Here is a 17,851-nt window from a genome sequence, read left to right as displayed (position 1 = left end):
GTGCCAAGCGATGAACGGAGTCTGCGCATCGCCAGGCTCGTCGCCGTCATCGCGGGCATCGGCGGGGTGCTTCTCTGCGGCTTGGTGCCGCTGCTGCCGGTCCAACAGACCACCGCGACCATCCAGTGGCCGCAGGCGCCGGGCCCGGACGGGCTGGTCACCGATGTGACCGCACCGCTGGTCTCCGGCGCCCCGCAGGCCCTCGACGTGTCGATCCCCTGTCAGTCGATCGCCACCCTGCCCGCGGCGGGCGGTCTGGTCTTCTCCACCATTCCGCCGGCCGGCATCGCGGCCACCAAGAATGGCCTGTTCGTCACCGCCAACGCCAGGGATGTGGTGGTGGCGTTCCGCGATTCGGTGGCGGCCGTCGCCCCGCGCGCGGCGGTGGCCAACGGCGCCTGCAGCGCGCTGCACATCTGGGCCACCGTCGGCCGGGACGGGCGCCGACTTCGTCGGCATCCCCGGCGCGACAGGCACCCTGTCCCCGGAGAAGCGGCCACAGGTCACCGGCGTGTTCACCGATCTGAAGGTGGCCGCGCAGCCCGGCCTGTCCGCGCGCATCGACATCGACACCCGGTTCATCACCTCACCGACCGCGCTGAAGCTGCTGGCGATGGTGCTCGGGGTGCTGTGTGTGCTGGCCGCGATCGCGGCGCTGGTGGTGCTGGACGGGCATTCGGGTCGACGGGTACCCCGGGCATGGCGCGGGTTCTGGCGCGTCGGGCTCGCGACCTGGCTGGCCGACATCGGCGTGATCGGCCTGCTGCTGCTGTGGCATCTCATCGGCGCGATCTCCTCGGACGACGGTTACAACCTGTCCATCGCGCGTGTTTCGGGTCAGGCCGGCTACACCGCCAACTACTACCGCTTCTTCGGCGCCACCGAGGCACCGTTCGATTGGTATCAGTCGGTGCTCGGGCACATGGCCGCGATCAGCACCGCCGGTGTCTGGATGCGGCTGCCGGCCACCGCCGCGGCCATCGCGACGTGGCTGATCCTGAGCCGGTACGTGCTGCCGCGGCTCGGCCGGCGGCTGGCCAACAACAGGGTTGCCGTCTGGACCGGCGGCGCGGTCTTCCTGGCGGCGTGGCTGCCGTTCAACAACGGGCTGCGCCCGGAACCGCTGATCGCGTTCGGCGCCGTCGCGGCGTGGGTGCTGGTGGAGAACGCCGTCGGCAGCCGCAGGCTGTGGCCGGCGGCGGTCGCGATCATCGTGGCGATGTTCAGCGTCACCCTGGCGCCCCAGGGTCTGATCGCCCTCGCGCCGCTGATGGTCGGCGCGCGGGCCATCGCCCGGATCATCCGCGCCCGCCGCCCGATCGACGGCTTGATCGCACCGCTGGCCACCCTGGCGTCTTCGTTCGCGCTGATCTTCGTCATCGTGTTCCGCGACCAGACGCTGGCAACCGTCGCCGAATCCGCACGCATCAAGTACGTCGTCGGCCCGACCATCGCCTGGTACCAGGACTTCCTGCGCTACTACTTCCTCACCGTCGAGGACAGCGCCGACTCGTCGTTGACCCGTCGCTTCGCCGTCCTGGTGCTGCTGCTCTGCCTGTTCGGGATGCTCGCCGTGCTGCTCCGGGGCAGCGCCGTCCCCGGGATGGCGAAGGGCCCGGTATGGCGGTTGATCGGCGCCACCGCCATCGGTCTGCTCTTGTTGACGTTCACGCCGACGAAGTGGGCGGTGCAGTTCGGCGCGTTCGCCGGCCTGGCGGGTGCGCTCGGCGCGGTGACGGCGTTCACCCTCTCGCGGGTCGGGCTGCACAGCCGGCGGAACCTGGCGCTGTACGTGACCGCACTGCTGTTCGTGTTGGCATGGGCCACATCGGGTATCAACGGCTGGTTCTACATCGGCAACTACGGCGTGCCCTGGTTCGACAAGCAACCGGTGATCGCCGGCTTCCCGGTGACGACCATCTTCTTGGTGCTGTCGATCCTGACCGGACTGCTGGCCGCCTGGCTGCACTTCCGGATCGACTACGCGGGACACACCGAGGTGGCCAACAATCGCCGCAACCGCGTGCTGGCGTCCACGCCGCTGCTGGTGGTGGCCACCATCATGGTCATTCTCGAGGTCGGGTCGATGGCCAAGGGCGCCGCGCAACGCTACCCCGTCTACACCACCGGCAAGGCGAACGTCGAGGCGCTGGCCTCCGGACTCAGTGCCACGAGTTGCGCAATGGCCGACGATGTCCTCGCCGAGCCCGACACCAATGCCGGTCTGCTGCAACCGGTCGCAGGCCAGCGCTTCGGACGGTACGGCCCGCTCGGCGGGGAGAACCCTGTCGGGTTCACCCCCAACGGCGTCAGCGACACACTGGAACCCTCCGAACCCGTCGTCGCCAACCCCGGCACGGTGAACTCCGACGGGTCGCCCAACGAACCCAACGTCGGCGTCGGCTTCGCCGCGGGCACCGGCGGCGGGTACGGACCCGTGGGCATCAATGGGTCGCGGGTTTTCCTGCCGTTCGGCCTCGACCCGAAACAGACCGCGGTGATGGGCAGCTACGACGAGAACACGGTCGCGGCGAAGGTCACCTCCGCCTGGTACCAGCTGCCGCCCCGCACCCCTGACCGGCCGCTGGTGACCGTCGCCGCGGCGGGCGCGATCTGGTACTACGAGGAGGACGGCTCGTTCAACTACGGCCAGTCCCTGAAACTGGAGTGGGGTGTGCACCGGCCCGACGGCAGCTACCAGACGCTCGGCCAGGTGCAGCCGATCGACATCTTCGCCCAGAAGGCGTGGCGCAACCTGCGATTCCCGCTCGCCTGGGCGCCGCCGGAGGCCAATGTCGCGCGCATCGTCGCCGACGACCCCAACCTGTCCACCGACCAGTGGTTCGCGTTCACCCCGCCGCGGGTGCCGGTGCTCGAGACCGCGCAGCAGCTGCTCGGCTCGCAGACACCGGTCCTGATGGACATCGCGACGGCCGCGAATTTCCCGTGCCAGCGCCCGTTCTCCGAACACCTCGGCGTGGCCGAACTCCCGGAGTACCGCATCTTCCCCAATCTGAAGCAGGCCGTGGTGTCCTCGAACCAGTGGGAGTCCGCCGACGACGGCGGTCCGCTGCTGTTCATCCAGGCGCTGCTGCGCACCTCGACCGTGCCGACCTATCTGCGGGGCGACTGGTATCGCGACTGGGGTGCGATCGAGAGCTACGACCGAGTGGTGCCCGCGAAGGATGCGCCTGACGCCGTCATCGACGAGGGCTCGCAGCGGGTGTTCGGTTGGAGCCGAAGCGGACCGATCAGGGCGCTGCCATGAGCAGCGAAAATAAGGCGAGTGAGGATCGCAGCGAGGGACGAGCGAGGACCGGAGCGAGCCGGAGTCGAGCCATGAGCAGCGAGACGAAGGCAAGTGAGGATCGCAGCGAGGGACGAGCGAGGACCGGAGCGAGCCGGAGTCGAGCCATGAGCAGCGAGACGAAGGCGAGTGATGTCAAGGCGGTCCGCTGGGTCGCCACGATCGCCGGGCTGATCGGCTTCGTGCTGTCGGTCGCCACCCCACTGCTGCCCGTCGTGCAGACCACCGCGACGCTGAACTGGCCGCAGGACGGTCAGCTCAATTCCGTTACCGCCCCGCTGATCTCGCAGGTACCGGTCACCATGACGGTAACCGTGCCGTGCGCGGTCATCAACTCGATGCCGCCGACCGGTGGCACGGTGCTGTCCACCGCGCCGAAGGACGGCAAGCAGGCGGCGCTGAATGCGTTGTTCGTCAACGTCAATCGCCAGCGCGTGGACATCACCGACCGCAACGTGGTGATCGCCAGCGTCCCCCGCGAAAGAGTGGCCGGCCCCGGCTGTCAGCGCATCGAGATCACCTCGTCGGAGGCGGGCACCTTCGCCACCTTCGTCGGGCTGACCGACCCCACCACCGGTAAGGAACAGCGGACCGGGTTCGTCGACCCGAACCTGCGGCCCTCGATCGTCGGGATCTTCACGGACCTGACCGGGCCCGCGCCGCCCGGGCTCAGCGTGTCGGCGGTCATCGACACCCGGTTCACCACCAGCCCAACGCTCTTGAAGCTGACCGCCATGCTGGTGGCGATGGTGTCGACCATCGTCGCGCTGCTGGCACTGTGGCGGCTGGACCGGCTCGACGGCAGGCGGATGCAGCGGTGGATCCCGCAGCGCTGGCGCACCTTCAGCGCGACGGACGTCGTCGTGATCGGCGCGTTCCTGCTCTGGCACATCATCGGCGCCAACTCGAGTGACGACGGTTACCAGCTTCAGATGGCCCGGGTGGCCGGCCACGCCGGGTACATGTCGAACTACTTCCGCTGGTTCGGCAGTCCCGAGGACCCGTTCGGCTGGTACTACAACCTGCTGGCGCTGATGACCGGTGTCAGTGACGCCAGCATCTGGATCCGTCTGCCCGACCTGGTGTGCGGAATTGTCTGCTGGCTCTTGCTGTCCCGTGAGGTGCTGCCCCGCCTGGGTCCCGCGGTGGCGTCGTCGCGGGCGGCGGTGTGGGCCGCCGGACTGGTGCTGCTGGGGGCGTGGATGCCCTTCAACAACGGCCTGCGGCCCGAGGGGCAGATTGCGACGGGCGCACTGATCACCTACGTGCTGATCGAGCGGGCGATCATCTCCCGCCGCATGACGCCGGCGGCGCTGGCCGTCCTGGTCGCCGCGTTCACGCTCGGGATCCAGCCGACCGGCCTGATCGCCGTGGCGGCACTGCTGGCCGGTGGCCGTCCGATCATCCGAATCCTGGTGCGCAGGCACCGGGTCGTCGGAACCTGGCCCCTGATCGCGCCCATGCTGGCAGCGGGCACCGTCGTGCTGACCGTGGTGTTCGCCGATCAGACGCTGGCGACGGTGCTGGAGGCCACCAGGATTCGCACGGCGATCGGACCCGCACAGGCCTGGTACACCGAGAATCTGCGCTACTACTACCTGATCCTGCCGACCGTCGACGGTTCGCTCTCGCGGCGCTTCGGTTTCATGGTCACCGCGCTGGCGCTTTTCGCCGCCATGTTCATCATGTTGCGGCGCAAGCGCATACCCGGCATCGCCCGCGGACCGGTGTGGCGCCTGATGGGCATCATCTTCGGCACCATCTTCTTCCTGCAGTTCACCCCGACCAAATGGGTGCATCACTTCGGCCTGTTCGCGGCCGTCGGTGCGGCGATGGCCGCGCTGACCACCGTCCTGGTATCCCCCGCGGTGTTGCGCTGGTCGCGTAACCGGATGGCGTTCCTGGCCGCGGTGTTCTTCATGTTGGCGCTGTGCTTCGCCACCACCAACGGCTGGTGGTATGTGTCCAGCTACGGCGTCCCCTTCAACAACGCCACACCCAAGATCGCCGGAATCAGCGTCAGCACAATCTTCTTTGCCCTGTTCGCAATCACCGCGGTCTACGCGGCCTGGCTGCATTTCGCGCCGCGCGACAAGGGCGAGGGGCGTATCGCCCGAGCCCTGACCGCCGCCCCCCTCACCGCCGCGGCGGGTTTCATGGTGCTGGTGTTCGTGGCGTCGATGCTGATCGGCGTGGTGCGTCAGTATCCGACGTACTCCAACGCGTGGGCCAATCTGCGCGCGTTCACCGGCGGCTGCGGACTGGCCGACGACGTGCTCGTCGAACCGGATGCCAACGACGGCTTCCTGAGTGCACTGCCGGGCGACTACGGCCCGCTCGGACCGCTGGGCGGCACCGGGCCGGTGGGCTTCACCCCCAACGGCGTGCCGGACAAGATCGTCGCCGAGACCATCCGGATGTCGCTGCCGATGCCCGGCACCGACTACGATTGGGACGCACCGACCAAGCGAAAGAGCCCGGGCATCAACGGGTCGACGGTGCCGCTGCCCTACGGCCTCGACCCGCTGCGGGTCCCGCTGGCGGGCACGTATGTCGAGGCCGGCCAGCAGCAGAGCCGATTGACCTCTGCCTGGTACCAACTGCCCCGGCCCGACGATGCGCATCCGCTCGTGGTCGTCACCGCCGCGGGCACCATCACCGGCGACAGCGTGTTCAACGGACGGACCGAGGGCCAGACGGTCGAGTTGGAGTACGCGCGTCCCGGCCCCGGCGGCGCCCCGGTTCCCGCCGGCCGACTGGTGCCGTATGACCTCGGGCCGATCCCGTCCTGGCGCAACCTGCGGTTCGCGCGTTCACAGATTCCAGCGGATGCGGTCGCGGTGCGCATCGTCGCCGAGGACCTGTCGCTGACCCCGGGCGACTGGCTCGCAGTCACGCCCCCGCGGGTGCCAGAACTGCGCTCGCTGCAGGAGTTCGTCGGCTCCGATCAGCCGGTGTTGATGGACTGGGCGGTCGGCATGGCGTTCCCGTGCCAGCAGCCGATGCTGCACGCCAACGGCATCACGCAGATTCCGAGATTCCGGATCACGCCCGACTACAACGCCAAGAAGAAGGACACCGATACGTGGGAGGACGGCCTCAACGGCGGCCTTTTGGGTGTCACGGACCTGCTGCTTCGGGCCCACGTGATGGCGACCTACCTGTCCGACGACTGGGGCCGGGACTGGGGCTCGCTGCGCAAGTTCGACACCACCCCCGACGCCGGCGACGCGCAACCGGCCGAGATCACGCTCGGCACGGCCACCCACAGCGGGCTGTGGAAGCCCGGCAAGATCCGGATCGGGCCGTAGATGACCGGGCGGCTGAGGTACGGCGGCGCGTCCCTGACCCGCGTGGTGGAGTGGACGGTCGACCACCTGTCGGCCGAGCTGTTTCCGGAGACTCCCGCCGAGGCATGGGCCGACGCCGGGCCGCAGTACACGCCCACCTTCTGGGATGACAAGGGCTGGCGCATCGCGCTGCAGACGTGGGTGATCGAGGTGGACGGGCTGACCGTGCTCGTCGACACCGGCGCGGGCAACGACCGTGACCGCCCCGCGATGCCGCCGCTGCACCGCCTCGACACGGACTTCCTGGACTCGTTGACACGCGCCGGTGTCGACCGCGCCGCCGTCGACGTCGTGATCAACACGCACATCCATTCCGATCACGTCGGGTGGAACACGATGGGCCGGGCCGGCGAATGGGTGCCGACCTTTCCGAACGCGCGCTATCTGATGCCGGAAGCCGACTACCGGTATTTCCATCCGGACAACGAGGATCAACGTCCGCCGCCCCGCACCGAGGCCGACGCCGCGCGGCGGACGGGCATGCGAATTGTGTTCGCGGACAGCATTCTTCCCGTCCAGGACCAGATCGAGGTGTGGTCCGACGAGCACGAGATCAGCACGGCGCTGCACCTGCGCCCGGCGCCGGGGCATACCCCGGGGTCCTCGGTGGTGTGGCTGGACGCCGGGCGGCCCGCGGTGTTCGTCGGCGACCTGACGCACTGTCCGGTCCAGTTGCAGCGGCCGACGGATCCCTGCGCCTTCGACGAGGACTTCGCCGCGGCCGGCGCGACACGCAAGAGGGTGCTGACCGAGGCATCGCGTCGGCGCGCCACCGTGATCCCCGCGCACTACCCTGGCCATGGCGGCGCGACGGTGGTCGCGCGCGGGGACGCGTTCATGGTGGACGACTGGCTGGAGCTACCCGAGATCTGATGCGCGCGTTCAGGAACCCGGTGTAGCGCCCGGCGCGGTTGCGTTGCCCTGCAGGATGTCGTCGTGGCAGTCCAGCCGGCTCTGGCCGGTCTGTTCCATGCAAACCAGCACCGGCGCCTCGCTCTCCGACGGATAGGCCTCGTCACCGGGTCCGGCAGTCATTGTGGGACTTGAGATCTCACCCGGGTACAGCGACCAGATGTTCGTGTTCGTGGCGGGCAGGTGCGCGCAGTACGCCGGGGCGCCGCCCGCGCTGATGCCCGCGGCGCCGAGGGTCGCACAGTTCGCCCCAACCAGAACCAACGGCAGCGCGGCGGCTCCCGACGGGGATGCCGCGGTCGTGGACGGCGCGGGAGCCAAAGACGGGTGCGGGCCGGGGTCGGCCGAATGCCGGATGCGCTCGATCACCACAAAGGCCACGGCGGCGAACACGACCGCCGCCAGGACGACGGCTGCGACCACGGCGTAGTGCCGCCGATTTCGCTGTGGCACAGTTCCTCTCGAGTGCCTCGGTCCGGCGGTCGAGTTCGCCGACACCGTGGGCTGCGCATCGTGGGACTCGTCGCCGATGCGGTGCGACAGCGCGCGGGCGAAGTCGATGCACCTGTCGTACCTGTCGTCGGGTGACTTCGAGAGCGCCTTGTCGAACACCGGCCCCAGGCCCGACAGCTCCGGCCGTCGGGAGCCGATCGCCGGCGGCGCGGACGTCAGGTGCTGGCTGATCACCACCGCGGGGTTGGCATGGGAGAATGGTGGCGACCCTGTCAACAGCTGAAACGCCGTGGCGGCCAAGGCATACTGGTCAGCTCGCCCGTCGACCTTCTCGCCTCGCAGTTGCTCCGGCGCCGCATACGCCACGGTTCCCAACGTCATGTTCGTTCCGGTCAGACCGCTGGCATCATCGCCCCGGCGAGCGATCCCGAAGTCCGCCAGCAGGATTCGCTCGTTTACGGTGTCGGGATCGGAGATCAGGATATTCGCGGGCTTGATGTCGCGGTGCGTGAGGTTGCGTTGATGGGCATAGTCGAGCGCATCGGCCACCGCGGTCACGATCCGCACCACCTTGTCTGGTGGCATGCCGTCCGGGTATTGCTCGACCAACATTCGCTGCGCGTCGGTGCCCTCGACGTAGTCCATGGCGATCCACAGCTGGCCGTTGACGTCGCCGCGGTCGTGCACCTCGACGATGTGCGGATGCCACAGCGACGCCGCAATGTCGGCCTCGCGGTTGAAGCGTTCCCGGTACTCCGATTCCGCGCAGACCTTCGCGGAGAGCACCTTGAGCGCGTCGCGGCGCGGCAGCCGGGGATGCTGGGCCAGATAGACCTCGCCCATCCCACCCGCACCGAGAGATCGCAGAATCGTGTATCCGGCGATCAGCTGGCCATCCGCTAGCGGCATGGGTACATCCTCGGCGGTTTAGATCGGCGTCAGGCCATGTTTGCGCTGCACGCGATCGATCTGCTTGTCGCGCAGCAATCGCATGGACTTTCGCAGCAGCAACCGGGTCTCGTGAGGCTGGATCACCGCGTCGATGAAGCCGCGCTCGGCGGCGATCCACGGAGTGGCCATGTTGAGGTTGTAGCCCTCGATGAACTCGGCGCGGATCTTCTGCACCTCCGGCGCGTTCGGGTCGGGGAACCGCTTCACCAGCAGCTGCGCCGCCCCCTCGGCGCCGATCACCGCGATCCGCGCGGTCGGCCACGCGAAGTTCAGGTCCGCCGACAGCTGCTTCGACCCCATCACGGCGTACGCGCCGCCGTAGGACTTGCGGATGGTGATCGTCACCTTCGGCACGTCCGCCTCGACGACCGCGTTGAGGAAGCGGCCGCCGCGCTTGATGATGCCGCCCTTCTCCTGCGCCACGCCGGGCATGAAGCCGGGCGTGTCGACGACGAAAACCAATGGCAGATTGTAGGAGTCGCAGAACCTGATGAACCGCGCCGACTTGTCGGACGCCTCGTTGTCGATCGCGCCCGACAGGTGCATCGGCTGGTTGGCGACCACCCCGACCGGGCGCCCGTCGATGCGCGCGAACGCGGTGATCATCGCCTGCCCCTGTTGTTGGGCCACATCGAAGACGTCACCGTCGTCGAAGATCCGCAGCAGGATCTCGTGCATGTCGTAGGCCATGTTGTCGGAGTCGGGCACGATCGAGTCGAGCTCGTAGTCGTGCGGGGTGATGTCCGGCTCCAGGCCGGGGTTCACGATCGGCGGGTCGTCGAAGGTGTTGGCGGGCAGGAAGCTGAGGTAGTCGCGGACGTACTGGAACGCCTCGGCTTCATCGTTGACCACCTGATGGATGTTGCCGTAGCGGGCCTGCGCGTCCGCGCCGCCGAGTTCGTCCAGCGAGACGTCCTCACCGGTGACGTCCTTGATCACGTCGGGTCCGGTGACGAACATGTAACCCTGGTCGCGCACGGCCACCACCAGATCGGTTTGGATCGGCGAGTACACCGCCCCGCCTGCGCACTTGCCGAGGATAATCGACACCTCGGGCACCAGGCCGCGCAGAAGTTCATGGCGGCGCCCCAGCTCGGCGTACCACGCCAGCGACGTGACCGCGTCCTGGATCCGGGCGCCTGCCGAGTCGTTGATGCCGATGATCGGGCAGCCGACCATCGCCACCCATTCCATCAGCTTGGCGACCTTGCGGCCGAACATCTCGCCCACCGAACCCTGGAACACGGTCTGGTCATGGCTGAATACGCCGACCGGGCGCCCGTTGATGGTGCCGTGGCCCGTCACCACGCCATCCCCGAACAGGGCCTGCGGATCACCCGGCGTCTTGGCGAGCGCACCGATCTCCAGGAAGCTGCCCGGGTCGACCAGCGCGTTGATGCGGGCGCGGGCGCTGGGAATGCCCTTCTTCGCCCGCTTGGCGACGGCCTTCTCGCCACCGGGTTCCTTGGCCAGCGCAAGTTTCTCGCGGAGTTCGGCCAGCTTTTCGGCGGTCGTGGCCGGCGGGTGGACGGGAGAGGACTCGACGGTCACTTGGCCAGGGTCTCCTTCTCGGCATCGATCCGGCTGATGGCCTCGCTCATGTGGGCGCCCACCTTGGCAATGTACGGCTCGTCGATGGCCTGGATGTGCTCACCCCCGATCGGCACGACCTCGAGATCGGATACGAACTCCCCCCAGCCGCCATCCGGTTTACGGGTCGCGTAGCGCGGCTCGAAGACGATCGCGTCGTCGTGGTAGCGGTCTGCCATGTACAGCGTCACGTGACCGTGGTACGGCTTCGGTTCCGCGGTCTCCAGCGCCCGGTTGTCCAGATAGGAAGTGCGCTGGTGTTCGATGATGCCGCCGGGGATCTGGACGCCGCTCTCGCTGACCGCCTCGAGCACGAACTTCACCTGGCCCTCGTCGTCGAGCGTCTCGAGGTACTCGTAGGGAATCTCCGGGATCTGCACGTTGAACGTCCGTTCCGCGAACAGCTTGTAGCGGTCCCAGCGCTTGCGGGTCTCCTCGGGCGTCTGCGGGATCTCCTCGCCCGCACGGACGGTGTCGATCAGGCCGACGAACGCGACCTCTGCCCCTGCCCGGCGCAGGCCGATCGCGCATGCGTAGGCCAGGGCCCCGCCCAGTGACCAGCCCGCCAGGATGTAGGGCCCGTTGCCGTTCATCTCGAGCAGCTTCGGCACGTACTCGGCCGCGCGCTCCTCGACGGAACCCTCGACGCGCTCGATGCCGTAGACGGGAGTATCGGCGGGCAACTGCTTGATCAGCGGCTCGTACACGACGGTCGAACCGCCCGCGGGATGGAACAGGAACACCGGCACCCGGCTGACCCCTGCGGGATCCGTCGAGGGGGCCCGCAGCGTCCGGACGAAGCCGTCGATCTGGCCGGATTCCAGGTAGTCGCGCACCGTGGTGGCCAGCGCCTCGATGGTCGCGGCGGACTTGACGTCGTCGGCGGTGATGGTGCCCTCGGTGCGTTCGGAAAGCCGCTGCGCCATCTTCTCGGCGGTCTCGTCGTCGACCGCGGGCAACTCGTTGAAGATGCCGCCCGGCGACTTGCCGGTGACGATCGCCCACGTCGCGAACGTGACCCTCTCGGCGGCGTCGCGCGGTGGCACGTCCGAGCCGAGTGCATCCGCGACCGCCTGCTGGCTGAGCACCTGTGCCGCCGCGGCGGCGGCGGACTTCCCGGGACCCGACGGATCGGTCGGCGCGGGTGGAAGGGGCGGCGCATCCTTGGCGACCTCGGCGAGCTTCTGCTTGACCTCGGCGATGCTGGTCGCGCCGCCCAGCAGCTCGGCCTGCGCCGCGGCGATCTCTTCGGGCGTCTGGGTCTTCTGGTGCTCGTGCAGTTCCTCGACCTCGTCACGGTGCTCGATCGCGTACTCGATGAGCTTCTCGACGGCATAGAGGTTGGCGTCGCGAACGGCCGTCAGCTGGATCGGCGGCAGGTCGAAGTCGTACTCGACACGGTTCTTGATCCGCACGGCCATCAGCGAATCCAGGCCGAGCTCGATCAGCGGCACCTCCCACGGCAGGTCCTCGGGCTCGTAACCCATCGCGCCGCCGACGATGGTGCCGAGGCGCTGGCCGATGGCCTCACCGGAGTCCGGCGACCACTTCGCAAAACCCGCCCCGAGGTTGGCGCCCTGGGTGAGGTTGTCCTGCAGGATTTCGGCGTTGTCGTCTTCGTCCGGAGCCTGCGCCCCCGAGACCTGTTCGGCCACAGCGACTCCGGCACCGACCGCGGCGGGCAGTGCGGCCGCCTGACCGTTGCGGCTGACGATAGCGTCGTAGACGAGCGTGAACGATTCGTCGATGCGCGCGTGCACCTGCACACTGGCCCCGCCCGGGTGACGCGTCAACGTCGTCACCAGACGCGCACCCTCGCCGGGCACCGCACGCTGTTCGGAGGCCGTCAGTTTTACATCCGGGAGCACCTGGGCCGCAGCGGCTTTCACCAACGCAGCAAGATCGGCGGTGCCCTTGGGAACGTACTCCCACACGTGCCGGCCGTCTGGAGTCGCGACGTGGTTGCCGGGCATCAACAGCGAGCTGTCGCCGGTGAAGCGGGCGTCGAGCCAGTGCGGCTTACGCCGGAAGCGGGTCGGCGGGATGTCGGCGAACTCGGTTCCGGCGAAACGCCGAGGGAACAAAGTCCGGAAGTCGAGATCGTGACCGTAGGTGAAGAGCTGCGCCATCGCCGAGGTCATCGAGTCGACCTCGTCCTGCTTGCGCGCCAACGTGGCGATCAGCTGGCCGTCATGCAGCCCGGCGGCCGCCGTCGTCAGGCCGACCTGCATGAGCGCCACCGGATTCGGGGCCAGTTCGAGGAACGTGGTGTGCCCGTTGTCGACGGCGTTGCGGATGCCCTGCGTGAAGTAGACGCTGTGCCGCAGGCCCTTCTTCCAGTAGTCCACGTCGTGGATGGGCTCGCCGCCGGGCCGGATGTAATTGCCCTCGTGCACGGTCGAGAAGTATCCGGTGGTCAGCGGGCGCGGCTGGATGCCCTGCAGTTCCGCGGCCAGCTCACCGAGCAGCGGGTCCATCTGCTGAGTATGGCTGGCGCCCTTGGTCTGGAACTTGCGGGCGAACTTCCCCTCGGATTCGGCGCGGGCGATGATCGCATCCACCTGCTCCGGGGGGCCGCCGATGACGGTCTGCGTCGGGGCGGCGTACACACAGACCTCGAGATCCTTGAAGTCTTCCGTGTCCTTGAACACCGTCTCGATCTCGTCAGCGGAATACTCCACCAGCGCCATCAGCCGGATGTATTCGCCGAACAACATGGCCTCACCCTCACCCATCAGGTGCGCGCGGGAGCAGATCGTCCTGGTGGCATCGGCCAGCGACAGCCCACCGGCGAAGTAGGCCGCGGCGGCCTCGCCCAGCGACTGCCCAACCACTGCAGCGGGTTTCGCGCCGTGGGCTTTCAGCAGCTCGCCGAGGGCGACCTGGATGGCGAAGATCACCGTCTGCGTGGTCTCGATGCCGTAGTCCTGCGAGTCGTCCAGGATCAGCTCGACGACGGAGTAGCCCAGCTCGTCCTGAACATGTGCGTCGACCTTGTTGATCCACTCGGCGAAGATCTCGTCGCGCAGATACAGGCTCTTGGCCATCTTGCGGTGTTGCGCACCGAAACCGGCGAGCACCCAGACGGGACCGTTGGTGACGGGACCGTCGGCACTGAACACGTTGGGACTCTGCTTGCCGTCGGCCACCGCGCGCAGGCCCTTGACGGCCTCGTCGTGGTCGCGGGCCAGCACCACGGCGCGGGAGCGCCCGTGGTTGCGCCGCGACAGCGACCGGCCGATCGACTCCAGCGACGAGGCGCGCCCTTCCGGGCTGTCGATCCAGTCCGCCAACTCGGCCGCGGTGGCCTTCTTGCGCGATGTCAGGAAGCCGGAAACTGCAAGCGGGACAACAGGAGCCTGTTGCTCTTCGTCGTTCTGAGCAGCCTCGAGCTCCTCGCGCGCCAGCTCCAGCAGGCGCTTGGCCTCGTCGGTCAGGCCGGGCAGCTCCGGCTCGCCATCGGCGCCTACCTGCACGGTGTCGCCGTACTCGTCGGCATGGTCATCGTCGTCGTTGTCGTCGTCGACGAACTCGCCGTACTCATCCATCCGGACACCGCCGATGTAGACGGCGTCGGCCTCGGGCTTCTTCGTCTCCGCGGCGGCGGGTGCCGATTCAGGTTCGGGCTCAACGAGATCGGCGGGGAGCACCTCGCGCAGCACGAGGTGGGCGTTGGCCCCGCCGAAGCCGAAACCGGAGACACCGGTGATCGCGTGGCCGCTGTAACGCGGCCAGTCGGTGACGGTGTCGGCGACCTTCAGGTGCACTGCGTCGAAATCGATGTAGGGGTTCGGTCCGGCGTAGTTGATCGACGGCGGGATCTTGTCGTTAGCCAGGGCCAGGGTCATCTTCGCCAGGCTGGCCGCACCCGCCGCGGACTCCAGATGTCCCACATTGGATTTCACCGCACCCAGCAGCGCCGGCTTGTCGGCGTCGCGGCCCCTGCCGACGACGCGACCGAGCGCATCGGCCTCGATCGGGTCGCCGAGGATGGTGCCGGTGCCGTGCGCCTCGATGTAGTCGACGTCGCGCGGGTTGATGCCGGCGTCCTTGTACGCCTTGCGCAACACCTCGGCCTGCGCATCGGGGTTGGGCGCCAACAAGCCGTTGGACCGGCCGTCGTGGTTGACCGCGCTTCCCGCGATGACCGCGAGAATGTCGTCACCGTCGCGGCGGGCGTCGGACAGGCGCTTGAGCACCAGCATCCCGCCGCCCTCGGACCGGGCGTAGCCGTCGGCGTCGGAGGAGAACGACTTGATCCGGCCGTCGGACGCCAGCACGCCGCCCACTTCGTCGAACCCGACCGTGACCAACGGGGTGATCAGTGCGTTCACGCCGCCGACAATCGCGACGTCGGCCTCACCGGACCGCAACGACTGCACACCCTGATGCGCGGCGACCAGCGAGCTCGAGCACGCGGTGTCGATGGCCACCGACGGCCCGCGGAAGTCATAGAAGTAGGAGACGCGGTTGGCGATGATCGAACTCGCCGTGCCGGTGATCGCGTACGGATGGGCGACCGAGGGATCCGACATCGCCAGGAAGCTGTAGTCGTTGGTGGAGCTGCCGATGTAGACAGCGACACTCTGGCCGCGCAGCGCCGATGCCGGGATGCGCGCGTGTTCCAGTGCCTCCCAAGTCAATTCGAGCGCCATCCGCTGTTGCGGATCGATGTTGTCGGCCTCCATCTTCGACAGGGCGAAGAACTCGGCGTCGAAACCCTTGATATCGGAGAGGTATCCGCCGCGGGTGCGCGCCTTGGCGACCCGCTCGGCGATCCTCGGCTCGTCGAGGAACTCCTCCCAGCGGCCCTCGGGCAGGTCGGTGATCGCGTCGCGACCCTCCAACAACGCCTGCCAGGTCTCCTCGGGGGTGTTCATATCACCGGGGAAGCGGGTGGCCACCCCCACGATGGCGATGTCGTCGACGTCGCGAGTGCGCGACCAGTCCTCATCGCCGGCAACGTCTTCGACTTCGGCCTCGCCCTCGACGATGACGGTGGCCAGCGACTCGATGGTCGGATGGCGGAATGCCACGGTCGCGGTCAGCGTGACACCGGTCAGGTCCTCGATGTCGCTGGCCATGGCGACCGCGTCACGCGACGACAGCCCGAGCTCGACCATCGGGGTCGAATCGTTGATCCCGTCGGGCGACTGACCGGTCGCGTTGCCGATCCAGTTGCGCAGCCATTGCCGCATCTCGGCAACGGTCATGTCGGAGCCGACGGTGGCGCGGGCGTCGTCGGGCGCCCCCGCGATCACGATCTCGCCTTCGGGAGCCGGTTGGTTTTCTGGTGTCAGTGAATCGTCTTGTGTTTCAGTCATGTTCAGGTCACCTCTAGCCCGCTAGCGGCCCATGTCGGGATTCAATCGAGTCAGTCCGTCAGTCCGTCTCGTCGGGGAAGGCATTGGCCACCTTCCCGCCGCGCAGACTGCCGTCCAGGTAGGCACTGCGGCACGCGCGGCGCCCGATCTTGCCGCTCGAGGTCCGCGGGATCGCGCCCGCCGACGTCAGCAGCACGTCGCGCACGGTCACGCCGTGGCGCACCGCGATCGCGGCGCGGATGTCGTCGGCGATCGGCGCCATGTCGAGTTTGTGCGCGCCCGCCGCCCGCTCACCGACGATGACCAACTGCTCGGACGTGTCCTCGGGGTCCCGCTTCAGGCCGGCGTGCGCGTTCTCGAACACCTCGTCGGGCAGCTGGTTTGCGGGCACCGAGAATGCCGCGACGAACCCGGTGCGCAGCGCCTTGGTCGACTCCTGCGCGGAGTATTCGATGTCCTGCGGGTAGTGGTTGCGGCCGTCGATGATCACCAGATCCTTCACCCGGCCGGTGATGTAGAGCTCGCCGTCGTGGTAGGCGCCGAGGTCACCGGTGCGCACCCACAGCGCATCGTCCGTGGCGCCTTGGGCGTGCGAGGGGCTGGTCCGCGACTTGAGGATGTTCTGGAAGGTCGCCAAGGTCTCCTCGGGCTTACCCCAGTAACCGGTGCCCATGTTCTGGCCGCTGATCCAGATCTCGCCGATCTGACCGTCGGGCAACTCGCTGGCGGTTTCGTGGTCGACGATGACGGCCCATTCCGCGACGCCCACCTTGCCCGCCGACGCCTGCGCGACGGCCTTCTCCGAATCGTCGGGCACCTCGACGAAGCGGTGCTGGTTCAGCTCGTCGCGGTCGACCGAGATGATCTTCGGCGGTTCGTTGTGCGGCGTGCTGGACACGAACAGCGTCGCCTCCGCCAGACCGTAGGACGGCTTGATCGCCCGCGGCTGGAACCCGTACGGACCGAACGCCTCGTTGAACCGGCGCACGGTCGCCGCCGAGATGGGCTCGCTGCCGTTGAGCACCGCCTTGACGTTGGACAGGTCCAGCGGCGGCTCACCCGCCTTGGGCACACCACGCGCGGCGGCATGGTCGAACGCGAAGTTCGGTGCCACCGAGATGACGCCGCCGGTCTCGCCTTCCTTGCGCGCCATCTCGCGAATCCAGCGGCCGGGCCGACGGACGAACGCGGCCGGGGTCATGAAGGTGAAGTAGTGGCCGATCATCGGCGAGATCATGGTGGTGATCAGGCCCATGTCGTGGAAGAACGGCAGCCAGGACACGCCCCGGTCGCCTTCCTCGCCCTGCAGCGCCTCGATCACCTGGACCACATTGGTGGCCAGGTTGAGATGCGTGATCTGCACACCGGTCGGAATGCGCGTCGACCCGGAGGTGTATTGCAGATAGGCGATGGTTTCGACGTTGATGTCGACGAGCTCCCAGGTGGCGCCGACCTCGTCGGGGACCGCGTCGACCGCGATGACGCGGGGGCGATCCTTGGCCGGACGGCTGCGGAAGAACTTGCGAACTCCCTCGGCGGCCTCGGTGGTGGTCAGGATCGCCGACGCCTGGCAGTCGTCGAGCACGGCGTGGAGACGGCCCACATGCCCCGGCTCGGACGGGTCGAACAGTGGAACGGCGATGCGACCGGAATACAAGGTGCCGAAGAACGCGACGAGGTACTCGAGGTTCTGCGGGCAGAGGATCGCGACGCGGTCGCCCGGTTCGGTGACCTGTTGCAGCCGGGCACCGACGGCCCGGTTGCGCTTGCCGAAGTCGGCCCAGTGGAGGTCCCGCTCGACCCCGTCACGCTCGGTCGAGAAGTCCAGGAATCGATAGGCGAGCTTGTCCCCACGCACCTTGGCCCATCGTTCGACGTGCCGAACCAGGTTTCCGTTGTCGGGAAACTTGATCAGTCCGTCTTTGATGAACGGGTTGTGGAACGCCATAACACTCTCCTGTCGA

6 protein-coding genes and 1 pseudogene are annotated in these 17,851 nt (G+C 68.1%); 3 read left to right on the top strand and 4 right to left on the bottom strand.

Going from position 1 to position 17,851, the window contains the following annotated elements; translation table 11 throughout:
* From ACVWWN_RS06775 to ACVWWN_RS06765, 3 genes and pseudogenes are all read left to right on the top strand, one after another.
* Positions 1-3,268 (top strand): annotated as a pseudogene (locus ACVWWN_RS06775) (arabinosyltransferase domain-containing protein).
* A gap of 146 nt (positions 3,269-3,414) precedes the next feature.
* Positions 3,415-6,618, top strand: a complete 3,204-nt coding sequence (locus ACVWWN_RS06770; RefSeq protein WP_457143208.1) for an arabinosyltransferase domain-containing protein — start codon at positions 3,415-3,417, stop codon at positions 6,616-6,618.
* A complete protein-coding gene (locus ACVWWN_RS06765) occupies positions 6,619-7,530 on the top strand; it encodes an MBL fold metallo-hydrolase (RefSeq protein ID WP_457143207.1) in 912 nt (303 codons plus the stop codon).
* Positions 7,531-7,539: 9 nt separating this feature from the next.
* Here ACVWWN_RS06765 and ACVWWN_RS06760 read toward each other — a convergent pair whose 3' ends face one another.
* The 4 genes from ACVWWN_RS06760 to fadD32 all read right to left on the bottom strand — a co-directional run bounded on the left by ACVWWN_RS06760 (position 7,540) and on the right by fadD32 (position 17,835).
* Complete coding sequence (locus ACVWWN_RS06760; protein WP_457143206.1) at positions 7,540-8,931, bottom strand: serine/threonine-protein kinase; 1,392 nt, start codon at positions 8,929-8,931, stop codon at positions 7,540-7,542.
* Positions 8,932-8,949: 18 nt separating this feature from the next.
* The gene (locus ACVWWN_RS06755) at positions 8,950-10,524 is read right to left on the bottom strand and encodes an acyl-CoA carboxylase subunit beta (RefSeq protein ID WP_457143205.1); all 1,575 of its coding nucleotides are present in this window, start codon (positions 10,522-10,524) and stop codon (positions 8,950-8,952) included.
* Positions 10,521-15,776, bottom strand: coding sequence for a polyketide synthase Pks13 (gene pks13 / locus ACVWWN_RS06750; RefSeq protein ID WP_457149028.1), 5,256 nt, complete (start codon positions 15,774-15,776; stop codon positions 10,521-10,523). Before pks13 ends, ACVWWN_RS06755 begins: the two co-directional genes overlap by 4 nt.
* 169 nt (positions 15,777-15,945) lie before the next feature.
* Positions 15,946-17,835, bottom strand: coding sequence for a long-chain-fatty-acid--AMP ligase FadD32 (fadD32, locus tag ACVWWN_RS06745; RefSeq protein WP_457143204.1), 1,890 nt, complete (start codon positions 17,833-17,835; stop codon positions 15,946-15,948).
* Positions 17,836-17,851: the final 16 nt, after the last annotated feature.

This window comes from Mycobacterium sp. URHB0021 (assembly GCF_054057895.1).
This window is presented reverse-complemented; position numbering and strand designations above follow the sequence as displayed.